The organism is Cecembia rubra (genome assembly GCF_003014575.1).
In the GTDB taxonomy this organism is placed as follows: Bacteria; Bacteroidota; Bacteroidia; order Cytophagales; family Cyclobacteriaceae; genus Cecembia_A; species Cecembia_A rubra.
Genome location: NZ_PYGF01000005.1, coordinates 110,031 through 125,420, shown reverse-complemented (window position 1 = coordinate 125,420; position 15,390 = coordinate 110,031). Strand labels below are relative to the sequence as shown.

Below are 15,390 nucleotides of genomic sequence, written 5' to 3'. Positions count from 1 at the left end.
ATTCATTAATCTGTCAGGTCAAAAAGAAGACAGCCATTACAATTATTTAACATTGTAATGGCTGTTTCAGAAGTTTTATCCTTAAAACTTAAGGCAATGCGGTTCAACCTCCTTTATTTCAATGTTACCGATTTGTTAATGGGTATTTTTTCCAATAATCTCCTTACCAGATCTCTTGTACTTACATTGTCAGCTTCTGCCTCATAATTGAGGATAATCCTATGGTTAAGTACATCCTCTGCTACAGCTTTGATGTCCTCTGGAAGCACATATTCTCTTCCTGCCATGTAAGCTATAGCCCTGGAAGCAAGGTTCAGATTAATACTCGCCCTAGGAGATACACCAAATTGGATGTATTTAGCTTCCTCCTTCAACCCATATTTTTCTGGAAAACGTGTGGCAAAAACCAGTTCAATAATATAGTTTTCCAGGGGCTCTGCAATTTTGACCTCATTAATGGCAGCCCGAATCGCAAAAATATCTTCTTTGGATAGAATGGCCTGTACATCTGAGCTGAACTGCATATTGGCCATTCTCCTCATTACTTCCATTTCATCTTCTTTGGAAGGATAATCAATATGGACCTTCATCATAAATCTGTCCACCTGAGCTTCAGGAAGGGGGTAGGTTCCTTCTTGATCGACCGGGTTTTGGGTAGCCAATACCAGAAATGGCCTGTCCAACTGAAAAGTGGTCTCACCTATGGTCACCTGCTTTTCCTGCATTGCTTCCAATAAGGCCGATTGTACTTTGGCAGGAGAACGGTTCACCTCATCCGCCAGAATAATATTGGCGAAAATAGGCCCTTTTTTTACCTCAAAATTGGCTTCCTGTTGGTTGTATATCATCGTTCCGATCAGATCGGATGGTAATAAATCCGGTGTAAACTGAATTCTTCTAAAATCCAAATGCAAAACTTTGGCCAAGGTGTTTACAGTGAGCGTTTTAGCAAGACCCGGCACTCCTTCCAAAAGTATATGGCCATTGGTAAAAAGACCAACCAGCAACCGGTTGATCATCCTGTCCTGGCCAACTACCACTTTTTTAACCTCTTCTATTACTTGTTGGATTTTCTCCTGATGCATTTAATTCGTATAATAAAATTTACAAAATCATTTCCCTAAGCTTGTGACTCCTTCAATCTATACAATTACAAAGGACCTTTGGCTCGTTCAAGCGGTCTAAAATTAGAATAAAATCCCCTATATGCCAATTCCTGCTCTTTCTTCTTGATAAAAGGTTAGAAATATTAACATTTAAGACCTTCTTTTTACTGAAGGTACTGAGACTATTTTCTTTGGATTGTCCTTTTTTGTATTCTGGATTTTCCTTTCTGTCACATTCAATAAACGATAGAGTTCTTCTTGGCTATATTCTCTGACTTCACCGGATTGAAAGCCTTCAATACTTAAATTTTCCATAGACCATCTCACCAATCTCAATGTAGGAAATCCTACAGCAGCAGTCATTTTCCTAACTTGCCTGTTTTTTCCTTCAATTAATGAAAGTGATATCCATGTATCTGGAACGGATTTCCGGTATCGAATGGGAGGATCTCTTTCAGGAAGGGATGGCTCCCCTTCCAACACTTTTGCAAATGCTTTTTTGGTGCGGTACATTTTTCCATCTACATTGATATCAACTCCGGTTTCCAATTGCCTGATAGCAATCTCTGAAGGAACACCCTCTACCTGTGCAAAATAAGTCCGTTTATGTCCAAAACTTGGATGAAGTAAATAATTATTCAGGGATTTATCATCTGTGATCAGCAGCAAACCTTCACTGTCTTTATCCAAGCGGCCGACAGGATAAACTTCTTTGGGAAATTCACCTAGTGCCTTTAGGTTGTCTTGATCCCCACTGAATTGGCTTAGGATTCCAAATGGCTTGTATATCACAAAATAACGGTAGGACATAAAAGAGAATTTTTGTTTTCAGGTCAAGGTATTTTAGGCAAAGTTCTTAAAAAATAAATCAAAAGGGTCAAGCTACATCAATTTTGAATGAAGCATGACCCTCAAAATGTTTTGATGCCCTTTTACTCAACTTCCGCACCCGATGCAGTCAAAATGGCTATCCATAGGTTTGACACCTTTCAATTGCATTTCCAAATTATGAATCCTGTCTCTGGTATCCATGTCCTGAAACATGTCCCCAGTAAGGCTGTTCCTAAGCTTTTCAATTTCCTGTTCGATGGCTGTTTTTTGCTCTGCTGTCATTTTCAATTGGTTTAAGTGGTAAGTCTATCCAATATATAAAAGTTCGGTTAAATATATAAGCCCTCTGAATAACAGTGAGAATAATTTGAACGTTATTCTTTTAAGCTTGTACAAAATTCTCCATTTTGAACAAAAAACTTTCTTGCGAAGCCCTAAAATAATTGAATATGGATAATTCCACCCTCAAAAAACTCAGCAATTTTAGAAAAACCCTACACCAATATCCGGAACTCTCAGGGGAAGAAAAAGAAACCGCCAAAAGGATTTTGGAATTTTTTAAGGATGTACCTGTTGACAGGACTCTTACAGAACTTGGAGGAGAAGGAATTGCCTTTGTTTTTGAGGGAAAGGAGGCAGGACTTACCTCACTATACCGTTGTGAATTGGATGCTTTGCCAATTAGAGAGCAAAACCAAATTCCGCATCTGAGTAAAGTATCTGGAAAATCACATGTATGTGGACATGATGGACACATGGCCATTATTTCCGGACTGGGGCTGAAATTGGCGGAAAAAAGACCTAACAAAGGGAAAGTTGTCCTATTATTCCAACCGGCCGAAGAAACGGGCGAAGGAGCAAAAGCGGTTATTGAAGGCCCTAAATTCGAAGAGATCAAGCCGGATTTTGCTTTTGCCCTTCACAACCTTCCCCACTATGACACTCATCAGGTACTGATAAAAAAAGGGGCATTTGCGACTGCTTCTGCAGGCATGATCATCAGGCTGAAAGGAAGGAATTCACACTCTGCACATCCTGAAGCAGGCAATTCCCCTGCCTTGGCCATGTCTAAAATCATCGTGGCTTTAGAAAAATTACCTGAGGCCATGAAAAAGTTTTCCCTAGTTACTGTTATTCATGCCAAATTGGGTGAGATAGCTTTTGGCACTACACCTGGAGAAGCTACAGTGATGGCTACATTAAGAGCCTTTGAAGATGAAACCCGAGACTTATTGATCAAATATGCAGAAAAACTATGCCAACAGATAGGCAAAGAATATAGCCTGGAAGTGTCTTTCGGTTACACAGAGATTTTTTCGGCAACACACAATGATTCCGAGGCCTGGAATTATGGCAATGAAGCTGCCAAAAGGCTAGGTTTAAAGATCAAACACGTAAGAGTTCCTTTTCGTTGGTCTGAAGATTTTGGATTATTTTCCCATCATTCCAAGACATTACTTTTTGGTTTGGGATCAGGAAAAAAACAGCCCCAACTTCATGAACCCAATTTTGATTTTCCAGATGAACTGATTCCTACAGGAGTGGATATTTTCTGGGAAATTATTGAGCAGTTGCATCATTGAGCTGCTCTAAATGATGTAATTACTCTTGGATTAGCTCTTAGAAAGTACCCCAGCTTTGTTCGATTTTATGAATAATCCAAAACTATCAATACTTCCACTTATTTGCTAAAGCCACCAAACTCAGCATCACCGGTACTTCCACTAAAACTCCGACCACGGTTACCAAAGCAGCTGGACTTTCCAATCCAAATAGTGCAATTGCCACTGCTACCGCCAATTCAAAGAAATTACTTGCCCCAATCATGGAAGACGGAGCACAGATAGCATATTTAATATTCAGTTTCCTTCCTCCATACCAAGCAAGAAAAAAGATAAAATAAGTCTGTATGATCAATGGAATGGCAATGAGTACTATGATCAATGGATTGTTCAAAATATTTGAGCCCTGGAAGGCAAACAGTAAGATCAGGGTAAGCAGCAATGCAATAATGCTAAGTGGTTTGAATTGGGGTAAAAAACTGCTTTTGAACCATTCCTCTCCATATTTTGAGACAAGACCTTTATTGGTCAACACACCTGCAACCAATGGTATCACTACAAAAATCACCACAGATGCTACCAATGTATCATAAGGAACAGTGACATTGGTGATTCCCAATAAAAAACCTACGAGAGGAACAAATGCCACCAGAATAATCAGGTCATTGACCGAGACCTGCACCAAGGTATAATTTGGGTCCCCATCGGTCAGGTAAGACCAAACAAAAACCATTGCCGTACAAGGTGCCACCCCAAGTAGTATCGCCCCGGCTATATACTCTCCCGCTAGTTCGGGTTGGATATAGGCAGCATATAGTTTGTCAAAAAACACCCAGGCAAAAAAAGCCATAGTAAAAGGCTTGATCAACCAATTGATAATAACGGTCCATATCAATCCTTTTGGAGCTTTTCTGACATTTCTCACACTACTGAAGTCAATCTGAAGCATCATAGGGTAAATCATCAACCAGATCAGAATCGCAATCGGGATATTAACATTATAAACCTCCAAATTTGAAAGGAATGACATGCTTTCCCCGGCAACATTTCCAATTAAAACCCCAGCAGCTATGCACAATGCTACCCAGAGGGTTAGGTACTTTTCGAAAAAGGCAATCTTTTTGTCTCCGGACATTTTATATGGTGGTTTGTTTAAATTTGAAATTATTTTATATATATCCGCAAATAGACCAGTAACCAATTTAAATTGGGTCTTAAATCAACCTGATATTAATAGATATTGGATCCGCCTCGGCGGACAAGTTATTCATTGATATTGGTTTGAAATCTTAGGTTTATTCTATTGTGATTATTCTACTGGCATGAAAGCGGACAATCATAAGATCTAATATCCATAAGTATCCATTTTTATAACTTTTTTATCTTCGAAAACACATAAAGCATCTCAGAAGCAATTTGAAGTGATCTTTCATCATATTTTTCAGCCTCCTTTTCGGTATCATCAAAAGTTTTGGGGTCTTCATATCTTACAGGTATCCTTGCATCTGCACCTGGGATAAAGGGGCAATTTTCATCCGCATGGGAACATGTCATCACCGCCGCAAAATTTTTGGCCTCATTATTGGAATCGTCAAATACTTTGCTGAATGCAATTATGGGGGCTTCATAATCGGTATAGGATACGGAATATTTGGGGTTACCCTCTCCTTCTTTGATGACCTTGAATCCAAATTTTTGGATAGATTTCACCGCACGTTCATTGAAAGCAGTGACCTCCACACCCCCGGAAAAAGAATGGATCTCTATGTTATGGTAAGCCGCTGCAACTTTCCCCCAAATCTGAGAAAATTGACTCCTACGTGAATTATGGGTACAGATAAAATTCAGGTTGATTTCCTGTCCTTCATTCACTTTCAGTTGGATATAATTGATCAAGACCTGAAGAACTTCTCTGCGTTCTTTGGGGATTGGAAGTGCCTGGGCCTTCTCAATGTAGGTTTGGAGGGTTGGGTATAGTTTCATAGCTTGTCTTTGAGTCAAGAAGCAATCTAAAAGAATCAAGATAGTCTAGTCTCTTGCTTCTCGCTTCTAGTCTCTCTGTCTTGTATCTTATATCTTGATTCTTGTATCTTTTTTAACAGCAGCCCGATCCAGGTTCACAACTATTGGCCTCCTGAAGAGAAGCAAGTGAAACTCTGATTTTAGGTTTTTCATTAACAGTTCCGCAACAAGCAGCCGCTTTTTCCTCAGGTGTGGAAGCCCTGTCCTTGGCTTTGCAAGTAGTCTGATCAGGAGTGAGCTGCACGATTAAGGAATTGCCTGTTTCCTTTATGTTATGAACAGGGAGTACTGCTGTTGGGAAAACAGAATTTCCATACTCAAATTTGATCTCGGCTTCTGGATAGGTTTCTCTTACCCGGTTGATAACTTCAAAGATCTTCATCGCTTTGCTGGTATCCACCACATGATCCGGCTCGGGGGTTTCATTTTCCCACAATTGTACATGCACTTCTGACCATTGGTTACGGATGCCACCGCAGTCCACTGTGTCAAAATTGACATTTTTGACTTCCGTAATATGGTAGTCAGTCCGCACATATTGCCCGGACTGGTATTCGAAGAAAAGTGCCTTTCCAGGGTTTTCTTGAAGGGTTTTGGTGAATTCTTTTGTTTTCATTTTTCTTAAAGATTTTAGATGCTAAACATAAGACACTAGACTTTTGCAGGCTTCATAATTAGGACAATTACATTTAGTTATTTTTGAGATGGACCTATTTATAAAGAGGTTAAAACGATCATTGTACACGAATCTGTCTTGTGTCTTGCGTCTAATGTCTTTTGTCTCTATCAGCAGCATCCCGATATCTTTGGAAAGCCACTGAATAAGTCTTGAAATAAATTCTGTACTTCAGCCCAACGGATAGCATCAATACAATAATTGACAGACACTCCCTCTATACTACCTTTGATCAAACCAATCTCTTTGAGTTCACGGAGATGTTGGGAAATGGTGGCTTGGGCAAGGCCTAATTCCTGCACCAGATCACCATTGATACAGGTATTGGATTGGATCAAATGTTCAAGAATGGCTATCCGGGCCGGATGGGCAAAAACCTTTGCAATTTTGGCCAGTTCGTTTTGCCTGTCAGTAAAGAGATCTGTTTTGGTTACACCCATGGTTGAGAAAATATGAGTTGAGAGATTCGAAGCGAGATTTTAGTCTTAATTTTTTTAGAAACAAGATACAAGAAACTTGAACCTTGACTATAAATATACGCTGTGTAACATTATTACATCGCAATATTACGATATATTTTCAATATTCCCATTTGATTACTTTTTTTTTTAAATTGAATTCATGAACGACATGATCAAACTTTGGAAAGAAGGAAGAACCAGATTAAGCAATCAATTGGGCAATATCAAGCCCAATGACTTAAGCAAAAGATTGGGCAATTCCCCCAATTCTGCAGGCTTCCTAATACGTCACATAGCTGAAGTGGAATTGCTTTTTGCTAAAAATATATTTGGAAAAAAAGATGTAAAAGTAGATGCCCAAACCTTAAAAGCAGGGAAGGACACAGGAGAATGGACAGATCTGAATGCATTGTTGGCTTTGGTTGAGGAAGCAGGAAGTCAATTAGAAAAAGCTATCGAAGATCAGCAAGATTGGGATACAGTAATAGAAACAAATGAGTTTGGCAAAAAGACAAAAGCCGAAGCTTTGGGAAGAATAACTACACATACTGCCTACCATGCAGGGCAGTTGGCGATAGTACTAAAATACGGCCAATAAGATAGATGGATGAAATAATCCTGAAATTTTTTCTGAAAATTATTCTTATTGGCGTTGACAAATTTTTATATTGATATGCTAATTCAAGCTTTAACTAAAGACAACTAATATGAAAAAAATCGCTTTCCTCCTTTTTGGACTTATGCTGGGTATGACCGTTTATACCCAGGCACAAAGCAATGATTCTTTGATCGGAACCTGGGATATTGTAGTGGAAGACACTCCTCAGGGCAATGTTAATGTACATTTGACTATTGAAAGAATTGATGGAAAACTGAAAGCAAAATTTAAGCAAGCAGGTTCCAATCAGGAAACTTCCATTTCCAATATCAGTGAGCAGGACAATGGCATTACAATGTATTTCTTTGCTGAAGGTTATGACCTATATATGACTGTCAGACCGGCAGAAGAAGATACTGTTTCCGGATACTTGGTGGATCAGTTTCCTGTAAAAGGCAAACGGATTAAATCTTAAATAAAATTTTAACTTGGGAGAGGCTGTTTCATGAAAGGGACAGCCTCTTTTCATTCCTCAATTTTCTAACTATTGTCCTGGTCTCATTTACCCGGAAATAACCCTTTGGAATTTTTCATTGGATTAAATTTTTTCATCGAGATGAATCCTTTTATGAAGTTTACTTGATTTTTCTGGGGAAAAAATGAAGCCCAAAATTAAACACAATCAAAGATCTTTCCGTTTTCATTGAAGTTTTCCGGTTTTCATTTTACTGGAACTCATTGAAGACTAGATTCTAGCTATATAGAAATAGATATTTAAGGCATCAATTTTTCCATAAAATTGATTGGGTAATAATTACCAAAAAGCCAAGGCCAGGTGGACCTTGGCTTTTTTTTATCCTTTGGACTTCGTGGCTATTTTTCCCAAAGCCTCTACCAACCTGTCCAAGTCAGATAATTTGGTATACACATGGGGTGAAATCCTTACACAATGAATATTTTCCAGTGAAATTGAAGTAGTGTGGATTTTATATGTATTAAACAAAATGCTACTCAAATCGGAGGGATTAAGCCCAGCAACTGATACTCCTGCCAGTGCACAGCTATATTCGGCTTTCAGGGAAGTTTGGATTTGAACTCCTGGAATTTCCTTTGCTTTTTTTGCCCAATAATCTTTTAAATACCTGATTCTTTCCTCTTTCCTTTTGGTCCCAATGGCATTGTGAAAATTCAAGGCTTCTCCTATCCCCTGTTCAATCGGAAAACTCCTCGTCCCCAGGTTTTCAAATTTACGGATATTGTCACTTCGAGGATCACCTGCACATACCAAAGGCCAAACCTTGCTGATTTTTTCCTTTCTGATCCACAACATCCCACTTCCAATCGGTGCCGAAAGGTACTTATGCAGGCTAGTCCCAAAATAATCCCCCTCAAGTTCAGGGATAGTAAAATCCAATAAACCAAAAGAATGGGCACCATCAATGATCACTTCCAAGCCATGTTCATGGGCCATCCGGGCAATCTTTTTGACCGGCATAATCTGCCCATTCCAATTGATCACATGGGTAAGATGGATGATCTTGGATTTTGGTGTAATGGCCTTCCTGTATTTTTCAACAATCTCCTCATCGTTTTCTATAGGAAAATCAAAGGTCAACTGCTTGTAAACAATCCCTTCCCTAATAGCCCGCTGCCTCCATGCCTGCATCATATTGGGGTAATCCTGGGTGCTGCCAATCACCTCATCTCCTTTTTTCAGATCCAAACCATATATAACAGTCACCAATGCTTCTGTGGCGTTTCTGTTTATTGCAATTTCTTCCGCCGAACAGCCTCCCAATTTGGCCAACCCTTCCCTTAGACTTTCTCTCCCCTGGTCCAAAATCTGCCACATAAAATAAGAAGGCCCTTGGTTGGTCATTTGATTGAAACGCTCTACCGCTTGCTGTACCACCACAGGACTTGGTGAAACACCCCCATTATTGAGGATGATGATGGGTGAAGAACTAGCAGAATATCCTTGTTGGATAACAGACCAATAATCCTCATTGGCTGCCAAATCCTGAGCAGACAAACCTTCAAAGGATTTTGTAGCCTCCTTCCAGGACTCAGCATGCAATTGATGGAAAAGGCTATTGATGGAAAAGGCTCCTACCAATGCGCTGGCTTTTTTGATAAAAGACCTGCGGTTATTATAATAATTCATGGATAAGCTGGGTAAATTTGCTCTGTATCAGTCAATTAATTTGCTAAAAACATCTCGAAATTCCATTTCCTGTTACACATTTGTTTTTAACGGTAAAAAGTGGCGATTAAATGCCATTATAGCCTATCCTGATGAAAAAGTGATATTAATTTTAATTCGAAGATTCTCCTTGGTTACTTTATAGGATCTGTGAATTGATAACTAACTCAATTTTGGTTTTTTCTAAAAACACCAAATTACCTATGATTTGTAATACCATTGGGAAATGGACAAAAACCAATGTATTTGGAAGAAATAAACTATTCCCATTTCTAAAAACCAGATGAAAAAATATGGCCGGGGCTTAGGTTCTTACCTAAACCCGGCATTGATTGCATTGAGGTTTTCCACCCCGGGACAAAGTTCTGACTCCTTCAATCGGTTCAAGGGTTTATGATAAGTATTCAAAACCCCATGAAGATCTTTCCATTCCGAATTTACATAAAGAAGCCCCGTAAGGATTTCATTTTTGGCTCTGGCCATTTGCAATGCATTGACAGCTGAAATCCGGTCTTCCGGATCCCAGTCGGTTTCCAATTTATTCAGCTGGATCAATGAACCATCATGCATCGCTATTTTGGTGGACTTACCTTTTTCATAGGAAGCTTTGATTTCAGGCATTTCCGGAATAAAATCCAAAGTAGATGTAGCCTCAATATGCTCTCTTACATAATCATAAGACTTTGTCGATCCCGGATTATTATTGAAAGTGACACAGGGCGAAATCACATTCAGAAAAGCAAAGCCCTTATGGTGCATGGCTGCCTTGATCAAAGGTACCAGTTGCTGCTTGTCACCACTGAAACTCTGGGCCACAAAAGAAGCCCCTAATTCAATGGCCAAGCTGGCTAGGTCTATGGCCTGAAAGGGATTGATGGATCCTGCTTTGCTCTTGGATCCTTGATCTGCTGTAGCCGAATCCTGCCCTTTAGTTAGACCATAGCAGCCATTGTTCATTACAATGTACACCATGTTCAAGTTTCTTCTGATCACATGCACCAACTGGCCCATACCAATAGAAGCAGAGTCACCATCTCCCGAAACCCCAAAATAAACCAGATCTTTATTGGCCATACTGGCTCCAGTTGCCACCGAAGGCATCCTGCCATGAACGGAATTGAATCCATGGGAATTGCCCAGAAAGTAGGTGGGCGTTTTGGAAGAGCAACCAATCCCTGAAATCTTAGCTACATTATGAGGCTCAACTGACATTTCAAAGCAAGCCTGTACAATAGCTGCACTGATACTGTCATGACCGCATCCGGCGCATAAGGTGGACAATGAACCCTCATATTCCTTAAGGGTATAACCTAATTTATTTTTTGGTAATTTGGGATGTCTAAAGAGTGGTTTTAAATAACTCATGGTGTTGGGTTTTTTCGAGGGTTAAGTATTGGGTAATTTGGCCTTTAATGGAATCGGCAGTGATTGGCATCCCATCGTAATTGAGTACAGACACCAACTTTGAAGGTGAAGTTTCCAGCTCCAAAATGATCATTTTTCGCATTTGCGCATCGCGGTTTTGTTCAATGACAAAAACCAATCTATGGGAAGAGATAAAGTCTTCCACTTCTTTTCCAAAAGGAAATGCCTTAAGCCTGATCGCATCTATCGTCAGGCCTTCTTCCTGTAAAAGGTCTTTGGCCTCTTCTGCAGAATATTGGGAAGTTCCGAAGAATAGCATCCCCAATTCAGATTGATTTTGTTTTTGATACAATTGTGCTGACGGTACAAGTTTTTTGGCAGTGTCCCACTTTTTGATAAGCCTGTCCATATTACGCTTATAGGCTGCTCCATCTTCTGTATAGGCCGCATATTCATCTTTGGAGGTGCCTCTCGTAAAAAATGATCCTTTGGTAGGATGGGTACCAGGATAAGTACGGTAAGGAATTCCATCTCCATCCAGATCTAAGTACCTGCCAAACTTACCTATGTGTTCAAGTTCTTCTGCTGTAAGCACTTTTCCACGGTCATATTTCCTATTATCCTCCCAATGAAATGGATCAGAAACATGGTCATTCATGCCCAAATCAAGGTCCGTCATGACCATGACGGGAGTTTGTAATCTTTCTGCCAGGTCAAAGCTCTGAGCTGTTAGCTCAAAGCATTCCTGGGGACTGGATGGGATCAACAATACATGCTTGGTGTCTCCATGAGACGCATAAGCAGCCAAAAGCAGGTCAGATTGTTGGGTTCGGGTGGGCATACCAGTGCTTGGCCCCGCCCTTTGTACATCAATCAACACTGCAGGTACTTCAGCAAAATAAGCCAAGCCCAAGAACTCATTCATCAATGAAACACCTGGGCCACTGGTTGCAGTAAAACCTCGCGCTCCGTTCCAATTGGCTCCAATGACCATACCCATCGCAGCCAATTCATCTTCAGCCTGGATAATGGCAAATTTGTTTTCGCCAGTTTCAGGATCTATCCTAAACTCTTTACAATAATGCTCATAAGCCTCCGCTACTGATGTCGAAGGGGTAATAGGATACCAGGCCATTACTGTAGCTCCTCCATAAACTGCACCCAGGCCACAGGCAGTATTTCCATCTACCATGATTTTATCCCCAATCAGATTTTTCCTTTCCAAATGAAAAGAAAGGGGATAATCAAAATGCTCTTCCACATAATCCATACCCAGTTTTAGGGCCTGCATATTGGCATCTATCAGTTGCTGCTTCCCTTCAAATTGCTCCTTGATCAATTGCTTAACTTCCTCCACGTCCATGGACAGCAATTTTACCAGAGCCCCAACATAAATGATATTTTTTAATAATTGTCTTTTCCGGGGATCTGCAAATGCTTCATTTGACATATCCATCATAGGTATGCCTAAGTAATGTATATCCTCTCTGAAGAATGGAGCAGGAAGTTTCTTAGTACTATCATACATAAAATATCCTCCTGATTTAACGCTCTTGACATCCTTCTCCATGCTCTGTGGGTTGACACAGACAATCAGGTCAATTCCTTCTCTCCTGCCCAGATATCCCTTTTCACTTACCCTAACCTCATACCAAGTGGGTAGTCCCTGAATATTGGAAGGAAAAATGTTTTTGGGAGTCACAGGAATCCCCATGCGGAAAATCGTCTTCGCAAATAGGGAATTGGCACTTGCCGAACCGGTACCATTGACATTGGCAAACCGGATAATAAAATCATTGATTGCTCGCTTCATTTTTGTATCTGGGGAAGTGGTGCTGGCATTTGGTAAGCTTTGGTAACTGAGTAGAGGAATTTCTGCATGTCCCATGCAGAGGTTGGGCAACGTTCCGCACATAATCCGCAGTGGAGGCAGACATCCTCATCCTTTACCATTACCCTACCAGTCTTCAGTTCATTGGAGACAAGCAGGTCTTGAGAAAGGTTTTCTGCTGGAACCAGCAGTTTTTGTCTCAATTCAGATTCCTCATCATTAGCTGTAAAAGTAATACACGAAGTAGGACATACATCCATGCATGCATCGCATTCAATACAGCGCTCAGCAGTAAAAACTGTCTGTACATCACAGTTGAGACAACGCTGGGTTTCCTTAAAAGCTGTTGGCACATCAAAACCAAGTTCAACCTCTTTCTTCCTGTCTCTTAGCGTCAAGGTCTTCTCGGCCTGAGGTACAGCATACCTTTGATCTATAGCAACACCATTGTCATAACTCCATTCATGGATCCCCATTTTTTGGCTGATCAAGTTAGTAAAAGGAGAGGGTCTTTCTCTTAGGTCTTTACCTTCACAAAACAGGTGCAAGGACACAGCTGCCTGATGTCCCTGAGCCACAGCAGTGATCACATTTTTTGGTCCAAAAGCGGCATCTCCCCCAAAAAATACCTTTGGATGGGTAGATTGGTATGTCAACTCATCCACTACTGGCATGCCCCATTGGTCAAATTCTAATCCTAAATCCCTCTCTATCCAAGGGAAACTGTTTTCCTGACCTATGGCTATCAATACCTCATCTGCCTCGATAAACACATCAGGTTCATCAGTGGGTAGCAATTGACGTTTTCCATTGGCATCATAGACAGGCTTCACTTTTTGGAATTTCATGCCAATGAGCTTTCCGTTTTCCACTTCGAAACTTAAAGGAACATGATTATCTATTATCTGAATGTCTTCATGTAGGGCATCTTCCTTTTCCCAAGGAGAGGCTTTCATCTCATCAAAAGGACTCCTGACCACTACTTTTACTTCTTTTCCTCCCAACCTTCTGGAGGTACGGCAACAGTCCATTGCTGTATTGCCTCCTCCGAGAACAATTACTTTTTCGGAAATGGATTTGGTGTGTTCGAAGGCCACATTGGCAAGCCATTCAATTCCTATATGGATAAATTTATCTCCTTCTTTTCTACCGGGCAATTTTGGTAAGTCTCTTCCCTTTGGGGCTCCCGTACCTACAAAAACAGCATCATATTTTTGGGAAAGGACTTCTTTCAAGCTTTTGACATAAGTCAAAAACTGGGTATGAATTCCCATATCCAATATGTAATTCACCTCTTCATTTAAAACTTCTTCCGGTAGTCTGAATGAAGGAATCTGACTCCTCATCATACCTCCACCCGCCACCTGTTCATCAAAGAGATGAACCTCATATCCCAAAGGAGCAAGATCACGGGCCACAGTCAGGGAAGCAGGGCCTCCACCAATAAGGGCAACTTTCTTTCCATTAGGCTGAAATGGTCCCTGGGGCATAAGTGTTTTAACATCTCCTTTGTTGTCTGCTGCTACTCTTTTCAAGCGGCAAATGGCAACAGGTTCTTCTTCAACCCTTACCCTTCTACAGGCGGGTTCGCAGGGACGATCACAAGTCCTTCCCAGTACTCCTGGAAAAACATTGGACTCCCAGTTGACCATATAGGCCTCAGTGTATTTTTCTGCCGCAATCAAGCGGATGTACTCCGGAACAGGCGTATGGGCAGGACAGGCATATTGACAGTCCACAACCTTATGGTAATATTCCGGATTTTTTGTATTGGTAGGTTTCATAGGCTACTGGGTTAATTGGAATGGAACCAAAAATCCTTAGGTCTTAAATCTAATAATTTTCAAAATTTAATGCCGACTTTGATGCATTAAAATTCATATTTATTTTGACTCATGACAAAAATCACAAATATTGACCTATCAATGTCATCCTTTCAACTTAAATAAACTTGGGAATAGTCATGGGAAACAAACTTCAGGAAAAAACTTTTATCATCACAGGCGGGACTAGCGGAATGGGAAAGGCAACAGCCTTGCTATTTGCCCAAGAGGGTGCACAATTGATTATCAGTGGTAGAAACACAAGAAGGGGAAAAGATACCGAACAGGAAATCAATGACCTTGGGGCTAAAGCTGTTTTTGTTCAAGGAGATGTCCGTGACTTTTCCCACAACCAAGAGTTGGTTCATACTGCACTACAGTATTTTGGAAAACTGGATGGCCTGCAAAGCCATGCAGGAATGCTTGGCTTGGGATCCATTACTGAACTTGAGCCCTCGCTTTGGCAGGAAACCTTTGCAGTAAATGTAGATGCTGTCTTCTACCTCTTAAAGTTTGCAATCCCTGAACTGCTGAAACAAAAAACTGCCAGCGTGGTGGTCAACTCCTCTATTGCAGCCTTCAAAACTTTCCCCAACCATCCGGCTTATTGCGCTTCTAAGGCTGCTTTGCTCGCCTTGGCCAAACAAGCCGCTGTAGAATATGGGCCTACAATCCGCATCAATACCATTTGTCCAGGCCCAGTGGACACTCCATTTATCCATGATTCTGCGGCGGCCTTTCCTGATCCTGCGAAGGCGGTGGAAAATGCAGGAAACAACACCCTGCTCCAAAGATTGGGTCAGCCTGAGGATGTGGCCAAACTCTGTCTTTTCTTAGCATCTGAGGATGCTTCCTGGATTACAGGTGCTACCTTTACAATTGATGGAGGTGTGATGGCCAAAGGGTAAAACC

General features: G+C 40.8%; 15 protein-coding genes. 4 read left to right on the top strand and 11 right to left on the bottom strand.

Annotated elements, in window-relative coordinates:
- Positions 1 to 113 precede the first annotated feature (113 nt).
- From CLV48_RS10670 to CLV48_RS20560, 3 genes are all read right to left on the bottom strand, one after another.
- Positions 114 to 1,085 (bottom strand): AAA family ATPase, encoded by a 972-nt coding sequence (locus CLV48_RS10670; protein ID WP_106567271.1) that lies wholly within the window; start codon positions 1,083 to 1,085, stop codon positions 114 to 116.
- A gap of 171 nt (positions 1,086 to 1,256) precedes the next feature.
- Entirely contained in the window at positions 1,257 to 1,916 is a 660-nt protein-coding gene (locus tag CLV48_RS10665; protein ID WP_106567270.1) for a pseudouridine synthase, read from the bottom strand.
- A gap of 126 nt (positions 1,917 to 2,042) precedes the next feature.
- Positions 2,043 to 2,219, bottom strand: a complete 177-nt coding sequence (locus tag CLV48_RS20560; protein ID WP_170069016.1) for a hypothetical protein — start codon at positions 2,217 to 2,219, stop codon at positions 2,043 to 2,045.
- Between the two features lie 167 nt (positions 2,220 to 2,386).
- Between CLV48_RS20560 and CLV48_RS10660 the strand changes: the two genes are divergently transcribed.
- Positions 2,387 to 3,520: an amidohydrolase gene (locus CLV48_RS10660; RefSeq protein WP_106567269.1), complete on the top strand. Its 1,134-nt coding sequence runs from the start codon at positions 2,387 to 2,389 to the stop codon at positions 3,518 to 3,520.
- Positions 3,521 to 3,605: 85 nt separating this feature from the next.
- On the opposite strand, the gene arsB is transcribed toward CLV48_RS10660, so the two are convergent.
- The 4 genes from arsB to CLV48_RS10640 form a co-directional block, all read right to left on the bottom strand.
- The gene (gene arsB, locus CLV48_RS10655) at positions 3,606 to 4,634 is read right to left on the bottom strand and encodes an ACR3 family arsenite efflux transporter (RefSeq protein ID WP_106567268.1); all 1,029 of its coding nucleotides are present in this window, start codon (positions 4,632 to 4,634) and stop codon (positions 3,606 to 3,608) included.
- A 233-nt stretch (positions 4,635 to 4,867) separates the two neighbouring features.
- On the bottom strand, positions 4,868 to 5,482 hold the full coding sequence (locus CLV48_RS10650) for a low molecular weight phosphatase family protein (RefSeq protein ID WP_106567267.1): 615 nt from the start codon (positions 5,480 to 5,482) through the stop codon (positions 4,868 to 4,870).
- A 112-nt stretch (positions 5,483 to 5,594) separates the two neighbouring features.
- Positions 5,595 to 6,137 carry a DUF6428 family protein gene (locus CLV48_RS10645; protein ID WP_106567266.1) on the bottom strand — a complete coding sequence of 181 codons (543 nt, stop codon included), beginning with the start codon at positions 6,135 to 6,137 and terminating at the stop codon, positions 5,595 to 5,597.
- 170 nt (positions 6,138 to 6,307) lie between these two features.
- Entirely contained in the window at positions 6,308 to 6,637 is a 330-nt protein-coding gene (locus CLV48_RS10640) for an ArsR/SmtB family transcription factor (protein ID WP_106567265.1), read from the bottom strand.
- Between the two features lie 181 nt (positions 6,638 to 6,818).
- On the opposite strand from CLV48_RS10640, the gene CLV48_RS10635 reads away from it, so the two are divergent.
- Complete coding sequence (locus CLV48_RS10635; protein WP_106567264.1) at positions 6,819 to 7,256, top strand: DinB family protein; 438 nt, start codon at positions 6,819 to 6,821, stop codon at positions 7,254 to 7,256.
- A gap of 109 nt (positions 7,257 to 7,365) precedes the next feature.
- Positions 7,366 to 7,731, top strand: a complete 366-nt coding sequence (locus tag CLV48_RS10630; RefSeq protein WP_106567263.1) for a hypothetical protein — start codon at positions 7,366 to 7,368, stop codon at positions 7,729 to 7,731.
- A gap of 378 nt (positions 7,732 to 8,109) precedes the next feature.
- Here the strand turns inward: CLV48_RS10630 and CLV48_RS10625 are convergent, their stop codons facing one another.
- The 4 genes from CLV48_RS10625 to CLV48_RS10605 form a co-directional block, all read right to left on the bottom strand.
- Positions 8,110 to 9,420, bottom strand: coding sequence for an aminotransferase class V-fold PLP-dependent enzyme (locus CLV48_RS10625; protein ID WP_106567262.1), 1,311 nt, complete (start codon positions 9,418 to 9,420; stop codon positions 8,110 to 8,112).
- A 351-nt stretch (positions 9,421 to 9,771) separates the two neighbouring features.
- On the bottom strand, positions 9,772 to 10,824 hold the full coding sequence (locus CLV48_RS10615) for a 2-oxoacid:ferredoxin oxidoreductase subunit beta (protein ID WP_106567260.1): 1,053 nt from the start codon (positions 10,822 to 10,824) through the stop codon (positions 9,772 to 9,774).
- Positions 10,799 to 12,637: a 2-oxoacid:acceptor oxidoreductase subunit alpha gene (locus CLV48_RS10610; protein ID WP_106567259.1), complete on the bottom strand. Its 1,839-nt coding sequence runs from the start codon at positions 12,635 to 12,637 to the stop codon at positions 10,799 to 10,801. Before CLV48_RS10610 ends, CLV48_RS10615 begins: the two co-directional genes overlap by 26 nt.
- Entirely contained in the window at positions 12,634 to 14,439 is a 1,806-nt protein-coding gene (locus tag CLV48_RS10605; protein WP_106567258.1) for an FAD-dependent oxidoreductase, read from the bottom strand. The genes CLV48_RS10610 and CLV48_RS10605 overlap by 4 nt, the downstream gene beginning before the upstream one ends.
- A 179-nt stretch (positions 14,440 to 14,618) precedes the next feature.
- Between CLV48_RS10605 and CLV48_RS10600 the strand changes: the two genes are divergently transcribed.
- Positions 14,619 to 15,386 carry an SDR family NAD(P)-dependent oxidoreductase gene (locus CLV48_RS10600; protein ID WP_106567257.1) on the top strand — a complete coding sequence of 256 codons (768 nt, stop codon included), beginning with the start codon at positions 14,619 to 14,621 and terminating at the stop codon, positions 15,384 to 15,386.
- Positions 15,387 to 15,390 lie beyond the last annotated feature (4 nt).